We start from the raw sequence: 24,109 nt of genomic DNA, 5'->3' as shown, positions 1-24,109 counted from the left end.
CGCGCTGGCGGCCGCCTTCATAGCCTTGTCTCCGAAGTGGCGCATGCCATCGGAGGACCAGCCATGCTGGCGACAGCCCCCCAGGAGCCGGTTTCGATCGATCCCGTCGCGTTGCGCCGGGCCTTCGGCACCTTCCCGACCGGCGTCACCGTGATCACCACCCGCGATGCCGAGGGCCGGCCGCGGGGGATGACGGCGAACTCCTTCACCTCGGTCTCGCTCGACCCGCCGCTGCTCTTGGTCTGCGTCGGCAAGGGCGCCTCGAGCTATCCCGCCTTCGCGGAAGGGCAGGCCTTTGCCGTCAACCTGCTCCATGAAGGCCAGAAGCCGGTCTCCAGCCTGTTCGCCTCGAAGGCGACGGACAAGTTCACCGACACGCCGCATGACAGTGTCCATACCGGCGTGCCGGTGCTGGCCGATTGCATGAGCTGGTTCGATTGCACGGTGCACAACCGTGTCGAGGCTGGTGACCACCTCATCCTGATCGGCCGGGTCAGGGCCTTCGGCACGAGCCCATCCGCCCCGCTGGCCTTCTGCCGCGGACGCTATGCGGCCGTGAAGGACCCGCTACCGCCCGGCTGGCTCGCTTCCAGCAGCATGATCGTCAACTACCTGGTCGAGAGCGACGGAAAGCTGCTGCTCTGCCGCAACGAGGATGGCGGCTGGGCGCTGCCCCATGCCGCGCGCCGGATCGTCGATGGCCGGCTGCCCGTGCCCGGCGGCGAAGGGCTGCCGCTACTGCCCGAGACGACCTTCCTCTACTCGGTCTTCGACATCGCCGACGGTGATCCCGGTCATCTGGTTTACCGGGCGCGGCTCGCGGGCGATGCCGCTGGCCTGGCGCTGCCGGAGGGGGTGCGCTTCTTCGGCTTCGACGAACTGCCCTACGAGCAGATCCTCACCCGCGAAACCCGCACGATGCTGCGCCGCTATGTCAGCGAAAGCAGCCGGCGGCGCTTCGGCATCTACGTCGATTCCCATGATGGCGGGCGCTTCGCGATGGTCGAGGACACCCAGCCCTGGGACGGGGTCCCGCAACAATGGGAGCGCGGTGGCGCGGCATGAAGACGACGGTCCAGACCCTGCAGGGCTCGCGCATCGGGCATTTCATCGACGGCGCCTTCGTCGCGCCGCAAGGGGGCGTCTATGCGTCGAGCTACGACCCGACCACGGCCGAGCCCTGGTATGAGTTCGCGCTGGGCGATGCCGACGATGTCGATGCGGCGGTGCGCTCGGCGAAGGCGGCATTGCTGAACCCGGCCTGGCGCCGGCTGACGCAGACCGATCGCGGCAAGCTGGTGCGCAAGCTCGGCGAGCTGGTGCTCGCCCATGCCGAGGAGCTCGCCCAGCTCGAATGCCGCGACAACGGCAAGCTGATCAAGGAAATGCGCGCCCAGATGCGGGCGATCCCGGATTCCTACGGCTACTTCGCCGGCATGGCCGACAAGCTCCAAGGCGACACGATCCCGGTCAACAAGCTCGATACGCTGAACTTCAACCTGCGCGAGCCGATCGGCGTGGTCGGGATGATCATCCCGTGGAACTCGCCGCTGATGATGCTGACCGGCACGCTGGCGCCGTGCCTCGCCATCGGCAATACGATCGTGGTCAAGCCGTCCGAGCACGCGACAGCCTCGGCCCTGGCGCTGGCGGAACTGGTCATCGAGGCCGGCATCCCGGCCGGTGTCGTCAACGTCGTCACCGGTGACGGCGCGACCACGGGCGATGCGCTGACGCGCCATCCCGGCATCGCCAAATACGTCTTCACCGGCTCGACCGAGACCGGCCGCAAGATCGCCGGCAATGCCGCCGGCAACCTCGTGCCCTGCCAGATGGAGCTCGGCGGCAAGTCGCCCCACGTCGTCTTCTCCGACGTCGACATCGAGCGCGCCGTTAACGGCGTCGTCTCCGGCATCTTTGCCGCGGCCGGCCAGACCTGCGTCGCCGGCTCGCGCTGCTTCGTCGAGGCACCGGTCTACCAGCGCTTCGTCGAGGCGCTAGTCGAACGCACCAGGCGGGTCAAGGTCGGGCATCCGATGGCCGAGGACACCGATATCGGGCCGCTGGCGCTGGCGGCGCAGCTCGAAAAGGTCGAGCACTTCGTCGGCTCCGGCGTGCGCGAGGGCGCGCGGGTCGCCGTCGGCGGGCGCAAGCCGCAGGACGAGGCCTTGGCGCGCGGCTGGTACTACGAGCCGACGGTGCTGGCCGAAGCGAACAACCAGATGAGCTTCATGCGCCACGAGATCTTCGGGCCAGTGGTCGGAGTCGTGCCCTTCTCCAGCGAGGAAGAGATGATCGCGCTGGCCAACGACACCGAATACGGCCTCGCCTCCGGCATCTGGACGCGCGACATCGACCGGGCGATGCGCTTCGCCCGCAATGTCGAGGCCGGCACGGTCTGGATCAACACCTACCGCTCGGCCGCCTTCATGTCCGCCAATGGCGGCACGAAAAAGAGCGGCTACGGCCGCCGCGGCGGCTTCGAGGTCATGCGCGAATTCTCGCGGCTGAAGAACGTCGTCATCGACTACTCGGGCGCCATGCAGGACCCGTTCGTCATCCGGCTGCGCTGACGCGCCGTCCCGCTGCTCCACGGAGGCATCCATGAAGTTCGCACTCTCGATCAATCTGGAGCGTTTCTCGCCAGAGGCGTCGATGCAGGACGCCATGTCCCAGATGCTGGCGCTCGCCCGCGTCGCGGATGAAGGCGGCTTCGAGACGCTGTGGACGGCCGAGCACCACACGATCGAATGCACGATCTCGCCCAATCCCTTCCAGACGCTGACCTGGCTCGCCCAGCATACCGATCGCATCCGGCTCGGCACAGCGACGCTGGTGGCGCCCTACTGGTCGCCGATCCGGCTGGCCGGCGAGGCGGCGCTCTGCGACCACCTCACCGGCGGCCGCCTCGAATTCGGCATCGCACGGGGCGCTTATCAGTACGAGTTCGACCGCATGGCCGGCGGCATGCCTCAGCAGGAGGGCGTCGCCTATATGAAGGAGCTCGTGCCGGCCGTGCAGAAGCTCTGGGCCGGCGACTATGCGCATGAGGGCCAGTACTGGCAGTTTCCGCTCGCCACCTCCGTGCCGAAGCCGCTGCAGAACCCGCATCCGCGCATCTGGGTGGCGGCGCGCGATCCCGGCACCTTCGACTGGGCGGTCGGCATCGGCGCCAGCATCCTCTCGACGCCGCTGTCAGCGCCTGTCGCCGAGATCGGCGTTCTCGCCGAGAAGTTCCGCAAGGCCTGCGCCGACCACCCCGAGCGCCCGCGGCCGAAATTCATGATGCAGCGCCGCTCCTGCGTCTACGAGCGCTCGCAGGATTGGGAGCAGATCGTCCGCTACAGCGTCGACTACGGCCGCTATTTCGAGAACCTGATGCAGAATATCGGCGCGGTGACCAACGGCTTCCCCGAAGCGGTGCCGTTCGAGACCGTCGCCAATCGCGGCAATTACGATCCGCGCGCGATCCGCGACAACCTCGTCTTCGGCACGCCCGACGAGGTGATCCCGAAGCTCGAGGTCTATGAGGCCGCCGGCGTCGACCAGTTCTGCCTCGGCCTGTCCTACAACCTGCCTTTCGAACTGCAGATGAAGACGCTCCGGCTGTTCATCGACGAGGTGATGCCGCATTTCGCCGCCCGCGGGCGCGACGCAGCGAAGCCTCGCTTCGCCGCCGCTGGAGCCTGACTGAGATGGCAGGCCTTTCCGCGCCAGTCACCGAGCCGGGTATCGCCGGAACCTTCGTCCGCGACGGTGTCGCGCTCAACTACCGGCTGAGCGGCCAGGGGCCTCGGCCGCTCGTTCTGGTCCACGGCGTCGGCTCCTATCGCGAGGCCTGGGACGGGGTGATCGCGCGGCTCTCCGACCGCTTCCGCATGCTGAGCTTCGATCTGCGCGGCCATGGCCATTCGGAACGGGTGAGGGGACGCTACGAGATCGACGACTTCACCGGGGACGTGCTCGGCCTCGCCGATCACGTCGGTTTCGCCAGCTTCGATCTCGCGGGTTTCTCGCTCGGCGGGCTGATCGCGCAGCGCCTCGCACTCACGCATCCCGAGCGGCTGCGGCGGCTCGTACTGCTCTCGACCGTATCCGGCCGGACGCCCGAGGAGCGCGAGCGTGTGCTCACCAGGCTCGCAGCCCTCAAGGCCGGCGATCGCGGCTCGCATTACGACGCCTCGCTGTCGCGCTGGCTGACCGAGGAGTTCCAGGAACGCAATCCCGAACTGATTGCGGAGCTGCGGCGGCGCAACGCCGAGAACGATCCCGATTGCTATGCCGCCGCCTACCGCGTCCTGGCCGAGACCGATTTCGGCGGGCTGATCGACCAGATCCGGATCCCGGCGCTGATCGCGACGGGCGAACATGACCAGGGCTCGAACCCACGCATGTCGCGCTTCATGCATGAGCGCATTGCCGGCTCGCGCCTGCATATCCTGCCGGGATTGCGCCATTCCCTGCTGAACGAGGCGCCCGATCGCGTCGCGGCGCTGATGGGCGAGTTTCTCATGGAGGACGCGGCGTGATCGTCGAGGAACGCATCTACCGCATCCGCAACGGACGGATGGGCCGCTATCTCCAGCTCGTGCGCGAGGAGGGGCTCGCCATCCAGCAGCCGATCCTCGGGCAGCTCGTCGGCTACTTCACCACCGAGATCGGGGTGCTGAGCCAGGTAACGCATCTATGGGCCTATGCCGACCTCGAAGACCGCCGCGTGCGGCGCCAGCAGCTTGCCGACGATCCGCGCTGGCAGGCCTTCCTGCCCAAGCTGGCCGAGAACATCGAGCAGGCCGAGAACCGCATTCTGCTGCCGACGGATTTTTCGCCGCTGCGCTGAGCGCAGCATGCGCGGGTGACAAGGCGCGATCGCCGCCCCGCACGATCACATGAGGAGGATTGCAGTGAGCGAGAGGCTGCGTATCGAGAACCTCTACAAGGTTTTCGCCAAGGATCCGGCACCTGCCCTGCAGATCCTGCGCAAGGGCGGCACCAAGGACAGCGTCTTCGAGACGCTCGGCCATGTCGTCGGCCTGGACGATGTCTCGCTCGCCGTGCCCTCGGGCGCCATGTACATGGTGATGGGACTGTCGGGCTCGGGCAAATCCACCCTGGCGCGCTGCATCAATCGGCTGAACGAACCCAGCGCCGGCCGCATCCTGCTCGACGGGCAGGACCTGGTGCCGCTCGACGAGAAGGCGCTGCGCGAGGTCAGGCGCACGCGCATCTCGATGGTGTTCCAGCATTTCGCGCTGCTGCCGAACAAGCGCGTCATCGACAATGTCGAGTTCGGTCTGAAGCTGCGCGGCGTCGCGCCGGCCGAGCGCCGCCGCCGCGCCGAGGAGGTGCTCTCGGTCGTCGGGCTCGGGCGCTGGGGCTACCATCTGCCGCACGAACTTTCGGGCGGCATGCGCCAGCGCGTCGGCCTGGCGCGGGCTCTGGCGACCGATGCCGACATCCTGATCATGGACGAGGCCTTCAGCGCGCTCGATCCGCTGATCCGCACCGAGATGCAGGACGAGCTGCTGCGCCTGCAGCGCACGCTCAACAAGACCATCCTGTTCATCACCCATGATTTCCAGGAGGCGCTGAAGCTCGGCACCCGCATCGCGATCATGTCGGAGGGGCGGCTGGTGCGCGAGGGCACGCCGCAGTCGATCGTGCTCGAGCCGGGCAGCGACTATGTCGCGGCCTTTACCCGCGAGGTCGATCGGGCGCGCCTGTTCGACGCGCGCTCGGTAATGAAGGTGCCGGCGGTGCTCTGGCGCGGGCCGGCCGGCATCGTCGTCGGTGGACCGGAGGGTGGCTTCCTGCTCGATCAGCAGGAGCAGGTCGTCGCGGGGCTGGACGGCGCCGAGATCGCCCGCCTGCAGGAGACCGGGACGCTGCCGGCCGGGCAGGCCGCCCCGATCTGCGTGCCGGAGGCCGCCAAGCTCATCGATGTCGCCCGCAGCTATCGCACCGATCGTGCCGTCGGCGTGATCGACGATGCCGGCCGGCTCGTCGGCCTGCTCGGCGCCGAGCAAATCCTCGCCCGCATCGCCAGCCTGCCGACCCGGGAGCGCGAGTCATGATCAAAGCAGACGATCTCGCCGTCTTCCCCGTCGACCAGTGGATTCAGGACGGGGTGCGCTGGCTCGCGCTGAACCTGCGCCCGCTCTTCCAGGCGATCAAATGGCCGGTCGAGAGCCTGCTCGGCTTCAACGACTGGGTGCTGCACGCCATCCCGTTCCCGGCGATGCTGCTGCTGATCGGCCTGATCGCCTGGCGCAGCGCCGGTGTGGGGGTTGCGATCTTCAGCGTCGTCTCGCTGGTCGTGATCGCCATGCTCGGCGTCTGGGCCGAGGCGATGACGACCCTGTCGCTGATCGCGACCGCCATCGTCTTCTGCGCTGTGATCGGCATTCCGATCGGCATTCTCTGCGCGCGCAGCGACCGGGTCTGGAACGTGGTGCGTCCGATCCTGGACATCATGCAGACGACGCCGACCTTCGTTTATCTCGTGCCGGTGGTGATGCTCTTCGGCGTCGGGACGGTGCCAGGCGAAGTCGCGGTCGTCACGGCGGCCGCGCCGCCGCTGATCCGCTTCACCAATCTCGGCATCCGCATGGTCGAGCACGAGATCGTCGAGGCCGGCCTCGCCTTCGGTGCGGACCGGCGCCAGCTGCTCTGGGAAATCCAGCTGCCGCTCGCGATCCCGACCATCCTCGGCGGCCTCAACCAGACCGTGCTGACCGCGATGGTGATGTCGGTCGTGGTCGCGATGATCGGCGCCGAGGGCCTCGGTCTCGTCGTGCTCCAGGGGCTCGGACGGCTCGATGTCGGCCGCGCCGCGGTCGGCGGCATCGCCATCGTGCTGCTGGCGATGATGCTGGACCGGATCACCCAGAAGCTCGCCGAGGCCAAGAGCGGCCAGCGCCCGTCGCTGTTCCAGCTCGCACTGCGCTTCCTGCGTGGCGGGCGGCGCGAGGAGATCGCCGCCCTGCCGCCGGGCGAGGCCTCCCGGCAGGGCGCATAGACGCCGCAGCCAGCGGGGCAAGACATCCCGCCATTCAGGCGGGTGGGGACAACAAGAAGCGATAATCAAAGAGGAGAACGCGATGATCAGCCTGTCAGCCAAGACCTTCGTCAAGACGTTTGCCGCAGCGGCGCTCGCTGCCGCCACGCTGCAAGGCGCCGCCTTCGCGCAAGCCCTGCCGGGCAAGGGCAAGACCGTGCGCTACGCCCAGAGCGACAGCCTCGGCGCCAATTACGTCACCGCCCAGATCGTCAGCCGGGCGCTGAAGGAGCTCGGCTATGAGGTGAAGATCTCGACACTCAACACGACGCTGTTCTTCCAGGCCGCGGCGCAGGGCGACCTCGATCTGGCGACCGACGTCAACATGCCCCAGCGCGAACCGGCCTTCCGAGCCGTCGAGAAGCAGGCCGAGCTCATCGGCAACGGCATGATCGTCGGTGGCGGCGTCAACGGCTACCTGATCGACAAGAAGACGGCGACGGCACACAACATCACCAGCCTTGCCCAGATGAAGGATCCCAAGCTCGCCGCCCTGTTCGGCAAGGACGGGCGCGCCGACCTGATCAATTGCGATCCCGGCTGGAGCTGCGGCGACGTCGTCGATTTCCAGCTCGACAAGTTCGCCCTGAAGGACACGGTGCGCTCGGTGCGCGGCAAGTACGAGACGCTGATGGTCGAGGCGGTGGCGCGCGTGAAGCGCGGCGAGCCGGCCTTCTTCTACGCCTGGAGCCCGTCCTGGGTGAACAACGCGCTGATCCCGGGCGAGGACGTCGTCTGGCTGCCGACGCCCGAGGACGCTTTGCCGCCGAACGTGCCCAATCGCGGCTCGGCCCAGGTCGCCGGCGTCAAGGGCTGTGCCGGCGGGGCCGATCCCTGCCGCATGGCGATGGCATCCTGGAACTGGGCGTCCGTCGCCAACAAGCAGTTCGTCGCCGCCAACCCCGCGGTCAAGGCGCTGATCGAGCAGATCAAGTTCCCGCTGCCAACCTGGTCGGCCTGGGAATTCAGCATCAACAAGAACGGCGCGAGCAGCGCCAACGTCAACCGCATGGCCGAGGAGTGGATCAGCCAGAACAAGGCGACCTTCGACGGCTGGGTGAAGAGCGGCAGCGACGCCGTCTGAGCGGCGAGCTCCGCGGAAAGCCGGTCCCCCGGGGGGATCGGCTTTCCGAGATCCCGGGCGGCGTCAGCGACCGTCGACGGATCGAGGACTTGCAATGGTCGTTGCCTGGACTTGGCAAACTGCCTCGACATTTTTCTGAGCCTGATCTGGCAGACAAAATGTCGGCTTTCGAGCTGGCGCGCGGAGCCCGCGCCTGGCGCCGATCATACCGGCCAGCGGATTCAGGGCTTACGAAAACGCGGCCGGTGCCCTGTTCTGCCTTTGATGCGCCGACGGCCGCTCGACCACGCACAGCGAGAGGCGGGCTGATCCGACGATCAGAGTTTGCCCGCGCCGTCGCCGCGGTCACATCTACCCGGGGCTATCAGGCAACCCGGCGGCGACCATCAGGCTCACGACACGTTCGGATGCCTTGAGAAAAACCGCGCTGTTGTTCTCGGTCGGCGGCATGACGTTGACCGCGGTCGAACCGGGCCGCAGCTCCAGCGCCGCCGCCATGGCCGCCCTGGCGTCGTCGGCCCGGCCCAATCCCTGATAGGCCGCCGCCAGCAGCATATGCGTGCGTCCGCTGGCTGGCGTGATGGCGATCGATCGCTGCAGCCAGGGCAAGGCCTCCTCGGTGCGCCCCATCAGAAGATACGTCCAGCCCGTGCCGATCGCCCATGTCCAGCGTGCGACCTGGGGGGTATCGAACCGGTCTGCCTGCTTGAACGAGGCGAGCGCGTCGTCGAAGCGGCCGAGGAAAATCTGGGACAGTCCGATGAGGTACAGCGCGATCCCGTTCCACGGATCGTGGGCGCGCACCTTGCCGCATGCCACCAGGCTTTCGATGAACTGGTTGGTCGCCGACAGCAACCGGCACTGCGTTTCCAGCACCGGGATGTAGTCGGGCCGGGCGCGCAGCGCGCGGGCCATGATCGCGCCGACGCTGTTCTCGAGCGTCTCGCGCTCGGCGGTCGGGAACCAGGCCATCTGAACCCCGCGCAGTTGGAACGCCGCCAGCGCGACTTGCAGGTCGACATTGTCGGGATCGTTGGCGAGCGTTTTCTCCAGGATCGCCTGCGCGGCGCGAAAGCGTTCCAGCGTCGTGTGGTTGATCGAGGCCGTCGCCTGTTCAATGGCGACCCTGGCCGTGCCGGTCGGCGCGCCTTCGGCCGCACGCTCGCCTGCTTTCAGCAGCGCGTTGAGGCGCAGCGCCAGCGGGTGGCCTATGCCGGCGGTCAGGCGGGTCTGCTGAAGTTGCGCATCGCTGTCTACCCGAGCAACGGATAGCGACGTTGTCCACTTGACTGCGCCGGTTGCCGCCTCGGTCATGCGCGCGCGCAAGGTCCAAGCGGTCTCGCTGTTCTCCAGTTCACTGCTGACGACGTAATCAGCACTTCTGGCTGCGCCGGACGGAAGCATCACGCGGATCGTCTCGATCTTCGCCAGCCCATCGGTCAGGTCGCGGGTGACACCCGCAGCCATCCGGGCGGCCAGCGGATCATCGGTCGCTGCCGTCATCGGCATCACGGCGACGGTCGCGGGCGAACCCGTCAAGAGCCGGGGGCGCCATATCGCAGCTGCCAGGGCCGATATGCCGAGCCCGGCTATGGCGACGAGTGCGGCGCGGCGGTGCACGCTGACACCGTGCCGGCGCGGTGCCGGTTCGTTCGTATCGACTCCGATTAGCGGGTGCGCATCTCCGGTGGCGCCCGCATCCGCCCCGCCCGACACTGCGGCTGCGAACAGATAGCCACGGCCGGACATCAGCTTGATGATCTGCCGCTGCTCGTCGCCCAGCGCGGTGCGAAGCTCGCGGATGGACTGGAACAGGCTGTCCTCGCCGACATGGATATCCGGCCAGACTGCCTCCATCAGCTCCTGCTTGCTGAGAACCCGCCCCGGATTGGTGGCGAAGACTTTCAGCATTTCGAGGCTTCTCAGCCGGATTCTGATGAGGGCGCCATCCGGCCCGCGCAGTTCGGCCCGCTGCTGATCCAGCTCAAATCCCAAAAACCGCAACACGCCGCAGCTTAGCCCCCGAACGGCAAAACCTGGCTCCGATTACCATAAAGCGCGGCAAAGCGCGGCCCATTCAGAAAATAACGGAAACGTTCAGAACATCGCGCCCGCCGATTCAGGACGTTCCCGGCCTGCAATGGCAAGGATGGGCAACAACAACGCGGGCGAAGGGTGAATCGGTCTCCGGCGGTCGCGCGCTTCTCTGTGGGCCGGGGAACCATGGACACCAGAACAGCTTCGACTGCGGCGCGCGGCGTCACGTCCCTGCGCGGCGTCGTGGGCGGCCGATCGCGAAATGCCTTGCTGGCCTCGACGGCTCTGGCGCTGGCATCGCTGTTCGCGGCCGCAGGTCCGGCGCGGGCGCAGAACTCGACCTGGCTGACCAATCCGGGCTCGGGCAACTTCTTCAACGCGACCAACTGGAGCGCAGGCGTGCCGAACGGCACGGCCACCTTCGGTGCCTCGAACACGACGACGCTGACGCTGGGCACCTTCGGTAGCTACAGCGGCTGGACATTCGACGCGGGGGCTTCGAACTACACCTTCAATGTCACGTCGCTTGTCACGGCAACCCAGAATTTCATGGGGGCCGGCATCATCGTCAATGGCGGCAGCGTCACCATCAACAACAGCGAAGAAATAATCTTCTTCAACGCCAGCTCGGCGGGCAGTGCCACCATCAACAACATCGGCGGCGGCCAGCTGTTTTTCTACCATGGCAGCACGGCGGGCAGCGCCACGATCAATAACAGCGGCGCCATTCAATTCTCCGACAACAGCTCGGCGGGCAGCGCAACCATCAACAGCAGCTTCTTCATAGAATTCTACGGGACCAGTACAGCGGGCAGCGCCACCATCATCAACAATAGTGGCACTGTGAAATTCAACGGCAGCAGCACGGCTGGCAGTGCCACCATCACCAACAACAATCACAATCTGTTTTTCTACGATACCAGCACAGCTGGAGGCGCTACCATCACCAACAACGCCTTTCTGAATTTCTACGGCGCCAGCGTGGCCGGAACTGCCGCCATCACCAACAGCGGCACCCTGCAATTCCGCGACACCAGCGCGGCTGGAAGCGCCACCATCACCAACAACGGCGCTGGCGTTGTGGAATTCTACGGCGCCAGCACGGCTGGAAGCGCCACCATCACCAACAACGCTAATCTGTATTTCTTCAACAGCAGCACGGCTGGCGGTGCCGCCATCACCAACGATAACTCCCTGCAATTCCGCGACAACAGCACAGCTGGAAGCGCCACCATCACCAACAACGCTACTCTGCATTTCGTCGGCAGCAGCACGGCTGGCAGCGCCACCATCACCAACAACTACATTCTGGGATTCAACAGCGCCAGCACTGCGGGCAGCGCCACCATCACCAACAACCGTCTCCTGAAATTCAACGGCGCCAGTACCGCAGGCAATGCCGCGCTTATCAACAATGCCGGCGGCACGGTCGACTTCTCGGGCAGCACCGCCCCGAACGGCGACGGCAAGCTGAGCGCGGGGTCGATCGCGGGGGGCGGCAATTTCATGCTCGGCGCCAACGAACTGACGGTCGGTTCGAACAATCTCTCGACCGAGGTGAGCGGCGTCATCTCCGGCAGCGGCTCGCTGGTCAAGACCGGCACGGGCACGCTGACCCTGGCGGGCGCCAACACCTATACCGGCGGCACCACCATCAATGGCGGTACATTGCAGCTCGGCAAAGCCGGTGGTGTCGGCAGCATCCTGGGGGCGGTCACCGTCGTGAACGGGGGCGCGTTCGATGTCGTCAACGCCGACATGAGCGGCGTCACGACGATCTCGAACAATGGTCTCACCTATTTCCACAATGCCAGCAGCGCGGGCAGCGTCACCATCACCAACAACAGTGCCGGCTATCTGAATTTCTACGACACCAGCACGGCCGGCAGCGCCGTCATCAGCAATGACGGCATCGTGCAGTTCTTCAACGCCAGCACGGCGGGCAGCGCGACGATCAGCAACAACATCTCTAGCTTTGTACAATTCTACGGCACCAGCACAGCCGGCAGCGCCGACATCACCAACAGCGGCCGTCTGCGATTCTTCAACACCACCACGGCAGGCAGCGCCACCATCGTCAACAGTAATTGGCTACAGTTCTATGACACCAGCACGGCGAACGAAGCCGCTATAAACAATAACGGCATCCTGGATTTCAATAATGCCAGCACGGCAGGCCGCGCCGCCATCGTCAACAACAGTAGTCTTTCTTTCTTTGACGCCAGTACGGCGGGCGACGCTACGATCGACAACACCAGATTGCTAAATTTTTACGGCGCGAGCACAGCCGGAAATGCCGAGATTGCCAATAGCAACACCATTCGAACCACAGGCACGGCCTCTCTTGGCAGCGCGACGATCATCAATAACGCCAACCTTTACCTGCAGGACAGCAGCACGGCCGGCAGTGCGACGATCACCAACAATGCCGGCGGCACGATCGAGTTCCGCAACAGCGGCACCGGAGGCCATGCGAGCATCACCAACGCCGGCACCGTCACTTTCATTGACCGCTCGACGGCCGGCAATGCGCAATTGCTCAACAACGGCACCAGCGCCGTTTTCGATTTCTCGAACAGCACCGGTCCGAACAACGACAACAAGCTCAGCGCTGGCTCGATCGCCGGCAATGGCACCTTTGCGCTCGGCGCCAACGAACTGACGGTCGGTGCGAACGGCCTGTCGACCGAGGTGAGCGGCGTCATCGCCGGTAACGGCGGCTCGCTGGTCAAGACCGGCACGGGCACGCTGACATTGTCGGGGGCCAACACCTATACCGGCGCAACCACGGTGAGTGCCGGAACGCTCGTGATTTCAGGGAGCATTGCATCGGGCACGGTCACCAACACGGCCACTCTGACCTACGCAGGCAGCGCCAGTGCCGGCAGCGCCACCATCACCACCGCCACCAGCAACGGCACCCTGAATTTCTCCGACACCAGCACCGCCGGCAACGCCACCATCACCGTCAACGGCGGCGGCGGCAGCACCTACATGATGTTCTTCAACTCCAGCACCGCGGGCAGCGCCACCATCAACAACTACGGCACCCTGCATTTCGTCGACAACAGCACGGCCGGCAGCGCCCGCATCACCAGCTACGATATGAGTTTCAACAACGCCGCCACGGCCGGCAGCGCCAGCATCACCAACAGTGGCCCCCTGATATTCAGGGGCACCAGCACGGCGGGCAGCGCCGCCATCACCAACAATATGCACGGCAACCTGATTTTCGACGCAGCCAGCTCGGCCGGCAGCGCCACCATCACCAACAAAAATGGCGCGACGCTGACTTTCAACAACACCAGCACGGCCGGCAACGCAGGCATCACCAACAACGCCGGCGGCAGAGTGCGCTTCTATAACGCCGCCACGGCCGGCAGCGCCGGCGTCACCAACAACGGCACGCTGGAGTTCCGCAACACCAGCACCGCCGGCAGCGCCACCATCGGCAACAATCTCTACCTGGATTTCTACAGCACCAGTTCGGCCGGCAGCGCCAGCATCACCAACCACGTCGGCGGCTTCGTGAGTTTCTACGACACCAGCACGGCTGGCAGCGCCACCATCACCAACGACGGCACGCTGCAATTCTTGAACACCAGCACGGCGGGCAATGCCGCCCTTGTCAACAATGCCGGTGGAACGGTCGATTTCTCGGGCAGCACCGGCCCGAACGGCGACCGCAAGCTGAGCGCCGGTTCGATCGCCGGGGCCGGCAACTACCTCCTCGGCGCCAACGAGCTGACGGTCGGCTCGAACAATCTCTCGACCGAGGTGAGCGGCGTCATCTCCGGCAACGGCGGCTCGCTGGTCAAGACCGGCTCGGGCACGCTGACATTGTCCGGCGCCATCACCTATACCGGCGGCACCACGATCGCCGGCGGCACGCTGCAGCTCGGCAATGGCATATCGGGCGGCAACATCAATCTGGCCGGCGGCATCAACGTGACCGGCGGCACGCTGGCGATCCAGGCGCCGGCGACCCTGACCGTCGCGCAGACCGTGACCTTCGGCAACAACACCACGCTGTCCATCGCCGCCGGCACGAGCAGCCCCGCGCTCTCCGCCGACAGCATCACGATCGGCAGCGGCGTCACCTTCAACATCAGCGGCATCGCCGATGCGAGCCAGCTCGACATGGTGCTGATCGATACCGCATCCGGCATCAACGGTGACTTCGCCAGCATCAGCGTCGGCGGCTTCAGAGGCACGGTGGACTACCTCACCGTCTCCGCCCGCAAATCGGCTGACGGCCGGCAATATCTCGCCAGCTATGGCCTGACCTGGAGCGCCGGCAACAATCTCGCCAGTGGCACCTTCACGCTGACCAATGCCACCGACAGCTTCACGGTCGGGGCGGTGCTGGCCGATCAGAGCGCGAACCTTGCAACCGGCTGGAACGGCACCTCGCTGACCAAGGCCGGCGCCGGCACGCTGATCCTGACCGCAACCAACAACTATTCCGGCGGCACGACGATCGCGGGCGGCGCGCTGTCGGTCTCGCGCGACGCCAATCTGGGGGCAGTCACTGGCGGCCTGACCATCGCGGGCGGCTCGCTCTCGACCACGGCGAGCTTCGACACCGCGCGCTCCGTGTCGTTGACGCAGACGGGGCGCTTCGATGTTGCCGGCGGTACCGAGCTCGGGCTGACGGGCGTAGTCTCGGGCAGCGGCGATCTGATCAAGCAGGGCAGCGGCACATTGCGGCTCGACAACGGCGCCAATGCCTATGGCAACACGCTCGTCGCAGCAGGGACGCTGATCGGCAATGCCAGCTCGATCTCGGGCAATATCGGCAATGCCGGCACGGTCGTCTTCAACCAGGCAGGCAATGCGAGCTTCGCCGGCGACATCGCGGCGCTCAACGGCACACGCGGTGGGATGGTCAAACGCGGCACGGGCGTGCTGACGCTGAGCGGTGTCTCCTCGCTCGACTGGACGATCGAAGCCGGCGGGCTGGCCTCCTCGGCCGAGCGCTTCGGCGGCAATGCGGCGATCGCCTCGGGCGCGTCCTTCACCTTCGACCAGTCGACCAACGCGAGCTATGCCGGCGTGATCTCGGGCAGCGGCAGCTTCACGAAGGCCGGCGCGGGCTTTCTCGCCCTGACCGGCGATTCCTCCGGCTTCTCCGGGACGACCACGGTCGAGAGCGGCACGCTGGCGGTCAACGGCTCGCTCGGCGGTACAGTAGAGGTGCTGGCTGGCGGTCGCCTGCAAGGCAGCGGCGCGGTGAGCAATATGAGCATCTCCGGCACGATTGCGCCGGGCAACTCGATCGGCACGCTGAACATCGCCGGAAACGTCATCTTTGCGGCGGGCTCGACCTATGAGGTCGAAGTCAATGCGGCTGGGCAGTCCGACAGGATCGCCGCGACCGGCACTGCCACGATCAACGGCGGCTCGGTGACGGTGCTGGCGGGGGCGGGCAACTACGCAGCGCAAACCCGGTACACGATCCTCACCGCGAGCGGCGGGCGGACCGGCACATTCAGCGGTGGCGTGACCTCGAATCTCGCCTTCCTCGATCCCTCGCTCAGCTACGACGCCAACAATGTCTACCTGACGATGACCCGCAACGACATGGGCTTCGCGGGCGTCGGCCTGACTGCGAACCAGATCGCCACCGGCAGAGGCGTCGAGAGCCTCGGCCAGGGCAACGCCGTCTACGATGCGGTCGTGAGCCTGTCGGCTTCGCAGGCGCAACATGCCTTCGAGCAGCTCTCGGGCGAGATCCATGCCTCGGCCAGGACCGTGCTGATCGAGGACAGCCGCTTCATCCGTAACGCCGCCAACGACCGCATCCGCGCGGCCTTCGATGCCGTCGGCGCGTCGGGCACGGTCTTGACCTATGACGGCGGCAAGCCTGTGACGATGCAGGCGAATACCGACCGTTTCGCGGTCTGGGGCCAGGCCTTCGGCTCGTGGGGCCACACGAACAGCAACGACAATGCCGCCCGTCTCAACCGCAGGACCGGCGGCTTCTTCATCGGCGCCGATGCGCCGGTGTTCGACACTTGGCGCTTCGGCGCGGTCGCCGGCTACAGCCAAACCGCCTTCGACGTGAAGGATCGCCGTTCCTCCGGTTTGAGCGACAACTACCATGTTGGACTCTACGGTGGCACGGACTGGAGCGATGTCGCGTTCCGGGCGGGCGCCGCCTACGCCTGGCATGACGTTTCGACCAACCGGAACGTGATGTTCCCCGGCTTCGGCGGGAGCCTGAAGGGCGACTACAACGCGGCGACGGCGCAGATATTCGGCGAGCTCGCTTATGGCTTCAGCGCGGGCAGGGCCCGGTTCGAGCCCTTTGCAAACCTTGCCTACGTAAACCTCCGCACCGACGGTTTCACCGAGCAGGGCGGCGCAGCGGCGCTGTCAGGCGCCTCGGCCAACACCGAATCGACCTTCGCGACGCTCGGCCTTCGTGCCTCGGCGAGCTTCGAGGCCGGTGGAACCACGCTCACTGCCAAGGGCATGGTCGGCTGGCGTCATGCGTTCGGTGACGTGGCGCCGACCTCGACCATGCGCTTTGCGGGCGGCGGCAGTGCCTTCAGCATCGGCGGGGTTCCGATCGCCCGCGATGCCGCGGTGATCGAAGCTGGCCTCGATCATGCGATCACGCCCAATGCCACCCTCGGCGTTTCCTATGGTGCCCAGTTCGGCTCGGGAATCTCCGACCAGTCGGCGCACTTCAACTTCAGCGTCAAATTCTGATGGGAAGCGGCGTGAACGAACAGAGACAGGGCTGATCCGGCGCGAAGCGTCCGATGCGAAACGCGGGCATCATGAAAATAGCAATGCAAGACCCGATGCCGGGCGAGCGGTCCGCTACCGACAGTTCGCGCGGCAGCGCACGGCACTCACCGTGTTCTCGCTCTCGCCAACCGTAATGACCTCGATCAGCATGTCGCGCTTCGACTTCCAGACGAACAGACAGTGGCCGAGCCCGGTTCCCGAACATGAGGCCATCTCCGGCCGCCCCTGGCAGCGCTCGTCGCTCTTCGAGCATTTGTCGGCGTCGGGCAGCGTCACCGGCGCATAGCCGAGGCCGATCAGGCTGCGCCGCGCTTCCCGGTAGGACGTGCCCTTCGGAAAGCTGGGTAGCTGCTCGGCTGCAACCGATCCGGCCGCTCCGATAAGGGCGGCGACTACAACGGCGATCCGGATCATCGGTATCCATCCCTGGCAACTGCAGCCCTGTCGTGGACGTGTCTGATAGCCGGTAAGCCTCGACCATTGAAGATGGCTTCGCGCCCGTTACACGACCTGATGTCGAGCGAGCGGGCAGAGCACGCCCGGCCTCTGTATCGTTCCCCGCCCGCGATCCGCGACCATGCCGAAGCCGGAAGATTCGGCCTTCAGTCCGCCTTCGCCGCCTGCCGCTTTTCCGCGGCATGCATCTCTTCCGAGAGGCCGGCGCGCCAGTAGCTGACGACGAGATGCTCGTCGATGCCGGGTTGCAGGCGCTGCTTTGCCGCCGCCCGGATCTCACGGAAGGCCGCATGCTCGCTCGCCGCCCAGAGATAGACGCGGTCATCGACCTCGGACCAGTCCAACGCCGCGAATGCGTCCTGAAGCGATCTCGTGCTGCCCGGCGCTGCGCCGTCGCGGTAGAGCCAGCGCAGCGTGAAGCCGTCCGGCATGGCGAGCGGTTGCTGCTCGTCGGCATCGGCGACCTCGATGAAGGCGAGGCCGCGGGCCTCGGCCGGCAGGCTCTCCAGCATGCGAGCCAGCGCCGGCAACCCGGTTTCATCGGCGAGGAAGACGTAGCGGTCGGCCTGCTTCAGCCCGCGCCCGCCTGGTCCTGCCATGCCGATGCGGCCGCCAGCGCGCGCGCTGGCCGCGAAGGCCGAGCCAGGCCCGGCATCGTCATGCAGCACGAAATCGATGGCGAGCGTGCCGGCCGCCACGTCGATCTCGCGGATCGTGTATTTGCGGATCGCCGGCCGCAGCTCCGGCGGTGGGGATTGCAGCAGGCCATCGGCGCCGATCATCGGCCAGACCGGCTCCGCCAGCCCCGGCGGCGGGATGAAGAGGCGCACATGCAGCGCGTCCAGCGAGTCGTAGCGGGCAAGGTCCTCGCCGTGGAAGCGGATGCGGCGCATATGCGGCGTCAACTGCTCGACGCCGGTCACGGTCAGGATGCGGAAATCCGGTGGCAGCATCGGCTCGGAGCCGTCGCCGCTCCAGAAGATCGCGGACACTGTTCCTTCCGGTGCGAACTCGACGACATGGCTCGCGATCGCGAGTTTGCTGCCCTGCAGCCGGGCGAGATCGGGAGCCTCGACGACAACGGACAATGCGCCCGGTTCCGAGCTGAGTTCCGCCCTGCTGCCGTCGAGCCTTATCGTCGTCACGCCCCCGGTCTCGCTCACCTCGGCCTCATGTTCGAGGAGGTGCTCGCAGAGCGGGCGCAGAACGGCGGCGGGGTCGGGCAGGGCGATGCGCGTTTCGGCGCGAAGCATGGTCATGGGCGGTATCCTGTCGCTGCCCCGAGATTCAGGGCCTGGCCTGGCCGGCGCCTTCGATCCAGAGCGCGCCGTCGAGCGGGATCGCCGAGAAGCGGCGGGAGATCTCGTTCAGCGTTGCCTGCGGGTCGACATCGGCGAAGCGGTCGGGGTGGAACCAGGTCGCCAGCCGTTCGATGGCGACGAGATGGAGTGGGGTGTCGTTGAAGAGGTGCCAGAGCCCGTAGGCACGGCCATTGCCCACCGCAGCGAGCGCGGTGATCCCCGGCTGGCCCAGCAGGGTGGTGAAGCTCTGCGCCGCAGTCTCGCGCGAGACGCCGAGCCCGAGGACGAGGCCGCCGCGCTTGCTCAGATGCGTGCCTCCGGTCGCGACATAGATCGCCGGGTCCGCGGCGAGGAGCTGCTCGAGGCTGATCTGACCGCTCGCGCCTGGCAGGATCGCGGCGGCGATATTGCGCCCGCCGGCCGCGTTGATGAAATCGTCCAACGTGCCCTTGCCCGGCGTCTGGCAGCAATCGAAGCCGCCGGCATGGGCATGCATGAAGACGGCAGGGCGCTCTGCGCCGCGCAGGCGTTCCTCGATCAGGCGCCGGCGCTCCTCATAGAAGCGGATATAGGCTTCGGCCTGCGCCTCGCGCCCGATCAGCTTTCCCAGGATGCGCAGGCTCGGCAGCGTGTCGCGCATCGGCTGCAGGTAGAAGTCGATGACGGCGACCTTGATGCCAGCGGCTTCGAAGCGCTGGACGAGATCGCCCGATCCAAGCCGCGTGCCCGCCAGCGACAGGCTGAGGATCACGAGGTCCGGCGACAGCGACACCGCCTTCTCGAAGGAGAAGCCGTCCTGCGTGCCGCCGTCGCCGACGGTCGGCACAGTCTCGATCGCCGGGAATTTGGCGAGGTAGCGCTCATAGGCATCCGGATTCTGGCGGCGATGGTCGGCGCCCCAACCGGCCAGCAGACTGACGGGATCGGGATGGACGAGGCCGAGCGCGTTGAGCTGGCGCCCTTGCGCCAGCACGATCCGCTTGGCCGGAGCGGGCAGGGTGACGCTGCGCCCGAGCAGGTCGGTCACGGTGATCGGCTCGGCGCTGGCTGGAGACGAACCGAGCGGAAGCAGCACGGTCACGGCGAAGAGCAGCCGCGCCAGCAGCCGCAAGGGCGAGGCGATCATGGCGAGACCTTTCCCGGTTCATTGTTGCCGAGCGTGAAGGCGATTGCTCGCGACAGCATGGCCGGGACGACCGAGATATGGTTCTCGCCGGTGAAGACGAGATGCCTGCAATCGACCCGCCCTGAGGCCGCCAGCACCTCGGCCATCTCCGCGGCATTGTCGACCATGCGGGCCATGCGCAAGCGTTCGGCGCGCTGGCGATCGCGCCCTTCGTCGCCGTTCTGCTCCTCACCGCCGACGGCGATCAGCAGGCGCGGTGGCGGCGCGACGGCAGGCCCGTGCAAGAGGCGATCACGCGTTGCGAGGATGGAGCGCTCCTCCCACCAGATCGACGGGCTGCCGGCGACATGGCTGCGGAAAAGGCCCGGTCGCGTGAAAAGCGCGTACAGGGCGAACAGCCCGCCGAAGGAATGGCCGACCAGCGACAGGCGCGCCGGATCGATTGGTGCGCGTCGCTCGATCTGAGGCAGGATTTTGCCGCTGATGAAATCGAGGAAGCGGTCGGCTCCGCCATTGGCCGGCAGGAGGTCCTGCCGGCGCCGCTCGGCATCGAAAGGGGCTGCGCTCGGATAGCCGATGCCGAGGATGATGGCCGGGCCGACGCCGGTCACCTCGGGGCGCGCCGCCTGCAGCCGGGCGGTGGACAGCGCGGTCGGGAAGAGCGCATCGCCATCGACCAGGATCACGACCGGAAAGCCTCCGGCCGGCGCCGGTTCGGGCGGGATCGCGAGCAATAGCCGATAGTCGCTCCCTTCTGCTGAGGCGAGGGCGAGGCTGTGCGCATGCGACAGCTCGACCGGCCGGAAGGCCGAGGTCAGCGGCCTCTCGAATGCAATCCGCTCTGGCCGCGACATCGCGCCTGACCTCACCAGCGATAGGACAGGGTGGCGAGCACGGTGCGGCGCAGGCCGAAGGAGCAACCGGTCGTGGAATAGCAGCCGGAGATGTACTCCTTGTCGAACAGGTTGTGGGCGTTGACCTGCAGTTTCCAGCCCTTCATCGCGGCGTTCGCCAGGCCGAGGTCGTAGCTGATCGCGGCATCGACCAGCATGTAGTCGTCGGTGAAGAAGGTGTTGCTGGGGTCGCCTGCTCCCTTGCCGACATAGCGCACGCCGGCTCCGAGGCCGAGGCCGGAGAAGAGCCCGGTCCTGAAGGTATAGTGCGCCCAGAGCGAGGCCATGTGGCGCGGTACGACCGGCGGCCGCCTGTGGAGGTCGACGCCATTGCTCTTCGTCACCTCGGCGTCGGTGTAGGCATAGGCCGCGGTCAGGTCGAGGCTGTCGAACAGCGTGGCGCGAGCCTCGAGCTCGACACCGCGCGCCGTGATCTCACCGGTCTGGGTCTGGAAGCCCGGATTGGCGATATCGGTCGTCGTGACGTTGGTCTGCTTGATCTGGTAGACCGCCGCCTGGAAGAAGGCATTGGTGCCCGGCGGCTCGTATTTGAAGCCAGCCTCGTATTGCTCGCCCTCCGTCGGCTTGAACGGCCTGCCGCCGAACGCCGTGCCCGCCACCGGCTCGAACGAGGTCGAGTAGCTGGCATAGGGCGCAAAGCCGTTGTCGAAATTGTACATCGCCGCGACGCGGCCGGTGTGGGCGGTGTCGTCCTGCTTCGTCAGCACGCCGGTGGCGAAGTCGCGGGTCCTGGCCTCGGCGCGGTCGAAGCGGCCGCCGACCAGGAGCGAGAGGCGGTCGAGCTTGATCTGGTCCTGGATGTAGACGCCGTACTGGGCGGTCGTCTGCGTCGTCAGCGTCTTCGGCGACAGCGCGAACGGCGAGCGGCCATAGACCGGATTGGTGAAGTCGAGCGTCTGGACAACGCCGGGGAAGCCACCGTTCGAGGAGGCATCGGTCCAGGATGCGTCGAGCCCGACCAGCACCTTGTGGGTGAGCGGCCCGGTGCGGAAATCCGCCTGGAGCTGCGTGTCGACCGCGGCGGTGCGCGCCTTCTCATCATAGGCGGTGACGCGACGGTTCAGCGTCTTCTGATCGGCCTGGATGCCAGCGACGGACACGGTCCGGAAATGCGATTTCATATCCGAGAGGCGCAGGTTCTGCCGCACGGTGAAGACGTCGTCGACGCGGTGCTCGAAGGCGTAGCCCGCATTGGCCTGGTTGCGGCTATACCCTTCGAAGTTCGGCTCGCCGGGGAAAAAGTCGCTGCGGATGCGGCCGGCGCGGCTGGGCAGCGCCGTCCCGATGGCGGGGATGAAGCCGTAGAAGCCGGTCTCGGGATCGCGCTGGAACGAGGTCAGCACGGTGAAGCTCGTGGCGGCGGTCGGCTGCCAGGTCAGGGACGGCGCGATGAACAGGCGCTCCTCCCGGGTATGGTCGACCTGGGTGTCGGCGGCCCGGCCGAGGCCGACGATGCGGTAGAGCAGCGTCTTGTCCGGAGTCGCCGGCCCGCCGATGTCGAAGGCGAACTGGGCGCGCTCATAGCTGCCGAGCTGGAGCTGGACCTCGCCATGTGCCTCCTCGCGCGGACGCTTGCTGACGAGATTGATCACACCGCCGGGCTTGACCTGCCCGAAGACGACGGAAGACGGCCCGCGCAGGACCTCGACGCGCTCCAGCCCCCATGGCTCATAGGCCGGCACGAGGTAATTGACGCCGCGCAGATAGCGCAGCCCGTCGAGATTGCTCACGAAGCCGGCATTGCCGCCGGAGCCTCCGAAGCCGCGAATGAAGGCGCTGTCGTAGCGCCCGGCCGAGAGACGCGTTTCGGCCAGCACGCCGGCTGAGTAACGCAGCGCCTGCCCGACGCTCTGGGCGCCCTGATCCGTCATCTGGTCCCGCGTCACCACGGAGATCGACTGCGGCGTCTCGATGATCGGCGTATCGGTCTTCGTCGCGGTCGCGCTGCGCCGGGCGACATAGCCGTTCACCGGTCCGTTGGCCCGCTCGCCCTGGACATCGATGGTGTCGAGGCCGATCGCGTCGCTTGGCTGCGCGAGCACGGCGCCCGGCCAGGCCGCGACGATGGCGCCGAAGGCGACGCCGGCAGCCAGCCCCGCGCGATTGCAGATGATGAGAACCCCGTTCATGCCAACGCCCTTGCCCCTTCGCCGGTTCGGCGACCCGTTGGCAGGGTTCTTTCAGGAAGCGTGCTCGGCCGGCAACGCCATCGGCTTTCGATCGCGGCAGTATTTCTTTCGGCGCAGTTTCGAGCCGTTCCAGCTCTGAAATGGGCGCCTGCGTCAGCGCAATGCGCTCGGCGACAGGCCGAAACGCTTGCGGAACAGGCCCGAGAAATGCGCCGGCGTATAGCCGACGCGAAACGCGGCTTCGGCGACACTGGCGTGCCCGCCGGCGATCATCGCGTGCGCCTGTTGCAGGCGTTGCTCCTGCAGATAGGCGAAGACGCTGGTGCCGAACTCGGCCCGGAAGGCCGAAGTGAGCTTGGTCGGATTGAGGCCGGTTATACGGGCGAGCTCGGCCAGGCTCGGCGGCTCCTGCATCGCGGCGACGAGCATGTCCCGCGCCGCGAGAACCTGCTCGCGAGTCCGTGTCGGCAGTCGCGCGGGACGCAGCGGCGCCTTGCCGACGATCTCGTTCAACGCCACCGCCGCCAGTTCCAGGGCTTTCCCGGCGAGATAGAGCTGCCGGAGCGGTTCGGCCACCGGCTGTTCGGCGATCTGGAGCGCCAGCGAGCGAAGGCGGGCATCGGCCGGCCTCACCCAGACCCCCGCGCCCTCCGCACCGACCAGCGCAAACAGCTTCTTCATCGGCGCGGCGAACTCGCGTTCGACGAAATCGAGGTCGAACTGCATCAGGACGCAGCGGATCGTGCCGCCGCTGAGGCTGGTGCGTTGCTGGAGGTGATCGCCGCTGTTCGCCGCGACCAGCAGGGCCGGCCCGTCGATCATGACGGCCGGACGGTCGTCGAGCTCGAGCGACTGGCGGCCGTCGAGCAGGATGGCGATCTTCAGGCCCCGCCGCATCGGCCCGGCGATACGCTTTCCGGTCGTTGCGGGAAAGCGCCCGGCGGATAGCGACAGCTGACCGGAGAACAGCTTGAGATCTGTCAGGGCGTCTGGGTCAGAAGGGGATGGCACGGACATGGGCACGCAATCATAGCCCAATGCGAAGGCAGCTCGAAGCCGTAATTAAAAGCTATAGCTTGGTATAATTCTGATGTTGATTGCCTTCACGCTAACGAGTGCGATGGCGTTGACTGGCTGGATCGGCCGCATAGTTGGAGACCGGCCTTACGGCACTTCCCGATGCTTGGTCAGCAAGGCCATTGGGTTTCTCTGGCATCAAACATCCCTGCTGCCTTCGGAGAGGTAC

Annotated in this window: 16 protein-coding genes; 9 read left to right on the top strand and 7 right to left on the bottom strand. The window is 66.6% G+C overall.

Annotated elements, in window-relative coordinates; all coding sequences use genetic code 11:
- Positions 1 to 63 precede the first annotated feature (63 nt).
- The 8 genes from ACWIGM_RS14360 (at position 64) to proX (ending at position 8,141) form a co-directional block, all read left to right on the top strand.
- Positions 64 to 1,065, top strand: a complete 1,002-nt coding sequence (locus ACWIGM_RS14360) for a flavin reductase (protein WP_454026598.1) — start codon at positions 64 to 66, stop codon at positions 1,063 to 1,065.
- Positions 1,062 to 2,573 carry an aldehyde dehydrogenase gene (locus ACWIGM_RS14355; RefSeq protein WP_454026597.1) on the top strand — a complete coding sequence of 504 codons (1,512 nt, stop codon included), beginning with the start codon at positions 1,062 to 1,064 and terminating at the stop codon, positions 2,571 to 2,573. Before ACWIGM_RS14360 ends, ACWIGM_RS14355 begins: the two co-directional genes overlap by 4 nt.
- Positions 2,574 to 2,604: 31 nt before the next feature.
- Positions 2,605 to 3,690 carry an LLM class flavin-dependent oxidoreductase gene (locus tag ACWIGM_RS14350; protein WP_454026596.1) on the top strand — a complete coding sequence of 362 codons (1,086 nt, stop codon included), beginning with the start codon at positions 2,605 to 2,607 and terminating at the stop codon, positions 3,688 to 3,690.
- Positions 3,691 to 3,695: 5 nt separating this feature from the next.
- Positions 3,696 to 4,529, top strand: coding sequence for an alpha/beta fold hydrolase (locus tag ACWIGM_RS14345; protein ID WP_454026595.1), 834 nt, complete (start codon positions 3,696 to 3,698; stop codon positions 4,527 to 4,529).
- A complete protein-coding gene (locus ACWIGM_RS14340) occupies positions 4,526 to 4,840 on the top strand; it encodes an NIPSNAP family protein (RefSeq protein WP_454026594.1) in 315 nt (104 codons plus the stop codon). The genes ACWIGM_RS14345 and ACWIGM_RS14340 overlap by 4 nt, the downstream gene beginning before the upstream one ends.
- A 64-nt stretch (positions 4,841 to 4,904) precedes the next feature.
- Positions 4,905 to 6,074 (top strand): quaternary amine ABC transporter ATP-binding protein, encoded by a 1,170-nt coding sequence (locus ACWIGM_RS14335; RefSeq protein WP_454026593.1) that lies wholly within the window; start codon positions 4,905 to 4,907, stop codon positions 6,072 to 6,074.
- Positions 6,071 to 7,018: an ABC transporter permease gene (locus ACWIGM_RS14330; RefSeq protein ID WP_454026592.1), complete on the top strand. Its 948-nt coding sequence runs from the start codon at positions 6,071 to 6,073 to the stop codon at positions 7,016 to 7,018. Before ACWIGM_RS14335 ends, ACWIGM_RS14330 begins: the two co-directional genes overlap by 4 nt.
- A gap of 82 nt (positions 7,019 to 7,100) precedes the next feature.
- Positions 7,101 to 8,141: a glycine betaine/L-proline ABC transporter substrate-binding protein ProX gene (gene proX / locus ACWIGM_RS14325; RefSeq protein ID WP_454026591.1), complete on the top strand. Its 1,041-nt coding sequence runs from the start codon at positions 7,101 to 7,103 to the stop codon at positions 8,139 to 8,141.
- Between the two features lie 351 nt (positions 8,142 to 8,492).
- Here the strand turns inward: proX and ACWIGM_RS14320 are convergent, their stop codons facing one another.
- Positions 8,493 to 10,148 (bottom strand): tetratricopeptide repeat protein, encoded by a 1,656-nt coding sequence (locus ACWIGM_RS14320; protein ID WP_454026590.1) that lies wholly within the window; start codon positions 10,146 to 10,148, stop codon positions 8,493 to 8,495.
- 216 nt (positions 10,149 to 10,364) lie between these two features.
- Here ACWIGM_RS14320 and ACWIGM_RS14315 point away from each other — a divergent pair, with 216 nt between their 5' ends.
- On the top strand, positions 10,365 to 16,895 hold the full coding sequence (locus ACWIGM_RS14315) for an autotransporter domain-containing protein (protein ID WP_454026589.1): 6,531 nt from the start codon (positions 10,365 to 10,367) through the stop codon (positions 16,893 to 16,895).
- Positions 16,896 to 17,009: 114 nt separating this feature from the next.
- Here the strand turns inward: ACWIGM_RS14315 and ACWIGM_RS14310 are convergent, their stop codons facing one another.
- The 6 genes from ACWIGM_RS14310 to ACWIGM_RS14285 all read right to left on the bottom strand — a co-directional run bounded on the left by ACWIGM_RS14310 (position 17,010) and on the right by ACWIGM_RS14285 (position 23,880).
- Complete coding sequence (locus tag ACWIGM_RS14310; protein ID WP_454026588.1) at positions 17,010 to 17,351, bottom strand: hypothetical protein; 342 nt, start codon at positions 17,349 to 17,351, stop codon at positions 17,010 to 17,012.
- A gap of 188 nt (positions 17,352 to 17,539) precedes the next feature.
- On the bottom strand, positions 17,540 to 18,652 hold the full coding sequence (locus ACWIGM_RS14305) for a DUF2218 domain-containing protein (RefSeq protein WP_454026587.1): 1,113 nt from the start codon (positions 18,650 to 18,652) through the stop codon (positions 17,540 to 17,542).
- Positions 18,653 to 18,680: 28 nt separating this feature from the next.
- Positions 18,681 to 19,820: an ABC transporter substrate-binding protein gene (locus ACWIGM_RS14300; protein ID WP_454026586.1), complete on the bottom strand. Its 1,140-nt coding sequence runs from the start codon at positions 19,818 to 19,820 to the stop codon at positions 18,681 to 18,683.
- Entirely contained in the window at positions 19,817 to 20,674 is an 858-nt protein-coding gene (locus tag ACWIGM_RS14295; RefSeq protein WP_454026585.1) for an alpha/beta hydrolase, read from the bottom strand. Before ACWIGM_RS14295 ends, ACWIGM_RS14300 begins: the two co-directional genes overlap by 4 nt.
- Before the next feature lie 11 nt (positions 20,675 to 20,685).
- On the bottom strand, positions 20,686 to 22,863 hold the full coding sequence (locus ACWIGM_RS14290; protein ID WP_454026584.1) for a TonB-dependent siderophore receptor: 2,178 nt from the start codon (positions 22,861 to 22,863) through the stop codon (positions 20,686 to 20,688).
- A 153-nt stretch (positions 22,864 to 23,016) separates the two neighbouring features.
- The gene (locus ACWIGM_RS14285; protein WP_454026583.1) at positions 23,017 to 23,880 is read right to left on the bottom strand and encodes a helix-turn-helix transcriptional regulator; all 864 of its coding nucleotides are present in this window, start codon (positions 23,878 to 23,880) and stop codon (positions 23,017 to 23,019) included.
- Between the last annotated feature and the right edge of the window lie 229 nt (positions 23,881 to 24,109).

This window comes from Allobosea sp. NPDC055332, assembly GCF_053645455.1.
The sequence above is the reverse complement of the archived record's forward strand: the minus strand, read 5'-3'. Positions and strand labels throughout refer to the sequence as shown.

Coding starts and splice junctions, on each gene's coding strand:
- ACWIGM_RS14350 (WP_454026596.1), top strand. CDS start 2,605: ATGAAGTTCGCACTCTCGATCAATCTGGAGCGTTTCTCGCCAGAGGCG.
- ACWIGM_RS14295 (WP_454026585.1), bottom strand. CDS start 20,674: ATGTCGCGGCCAGAGCGGATTGCATTCGAGAGGCCGCTGACCTCGGCC.
- ACWIGM_RS14355 (WP_454026597.1), top strand. CDS start 1,062: ATGAAGACGACGGTCCAGACCCTGCAGGGCTCGCGCATCGGGCATTTC.
- proX (WP_454026591.1), top strand. CDS start 7,101: ATGATCAGCCTGTCAGCCAAGACCTTCGTCAAGACGTTTGCCGCAGCG.
- ACWIGM_RS14300 (WP_454026586.1), bottom strand. CDS start 19,820: ATGATCGCCTCGCCCTTGCGGCTGCTGGCGCGGCTGCTCTTCGCCGTG.
- ACWIGM_RS14285 (WP_454026583.1), bottom strand. CDS start 23,880: ATGTCCGTGCCATCCCCTTCTGACCCAGACGCCCTGACAGATCTCAAG.
- ACWIGM_RS14290 (WP_454026584.1), bottom strand. CDS start 22,863: ATGAACGGGGTTCTCATCATCTGCAATCGCGCGGGGCTGGCTGCCGGC.
- ACWIGM_RS14360 (WP_454026598.1), top strand. CDS start 64: ATGCTGGCGACAGCCCCCCAGGAGCCGGTTTCGATCGATCCCGTCGCG.
- ACWIGM_RS14305 (WP_454026587.1), bottom strand. CDS start 18,652: ATGACCATGCTTCGCGCCGAAACGCGCATCGCCCTGCCCGACCCCGCC.
- ACWIGM_RS14330 (WP_454026592.1), top strand. CDS start 6,071: ATGATCAAAGCAGACGATCTCGCCGTCTTCCCCGTCGACCAGTGGATT.
- ACWIGM_RS14315 (WP_454026589.1), top strand. CDS start 10,365: ATGGACACCAGAACAGCTTCGACTGCGGCGCGCGGCGTCACGTCCCTG.
- ACWIGM_RS14345 (WP_454026595.1), top strand. CDS start 3,696: ATGGCAGGCCTTTCCGCGCCAGTCACCGAGCCGGGTATCGCCGGAACC.
- ACWIGM_RS14310 (WP_454026588.1), bottom strand. CDS start 17,351: ATGATCCGGATCGCCGTTGTAGTCGCCGCCCTTATCGGAGCGGCCGGA.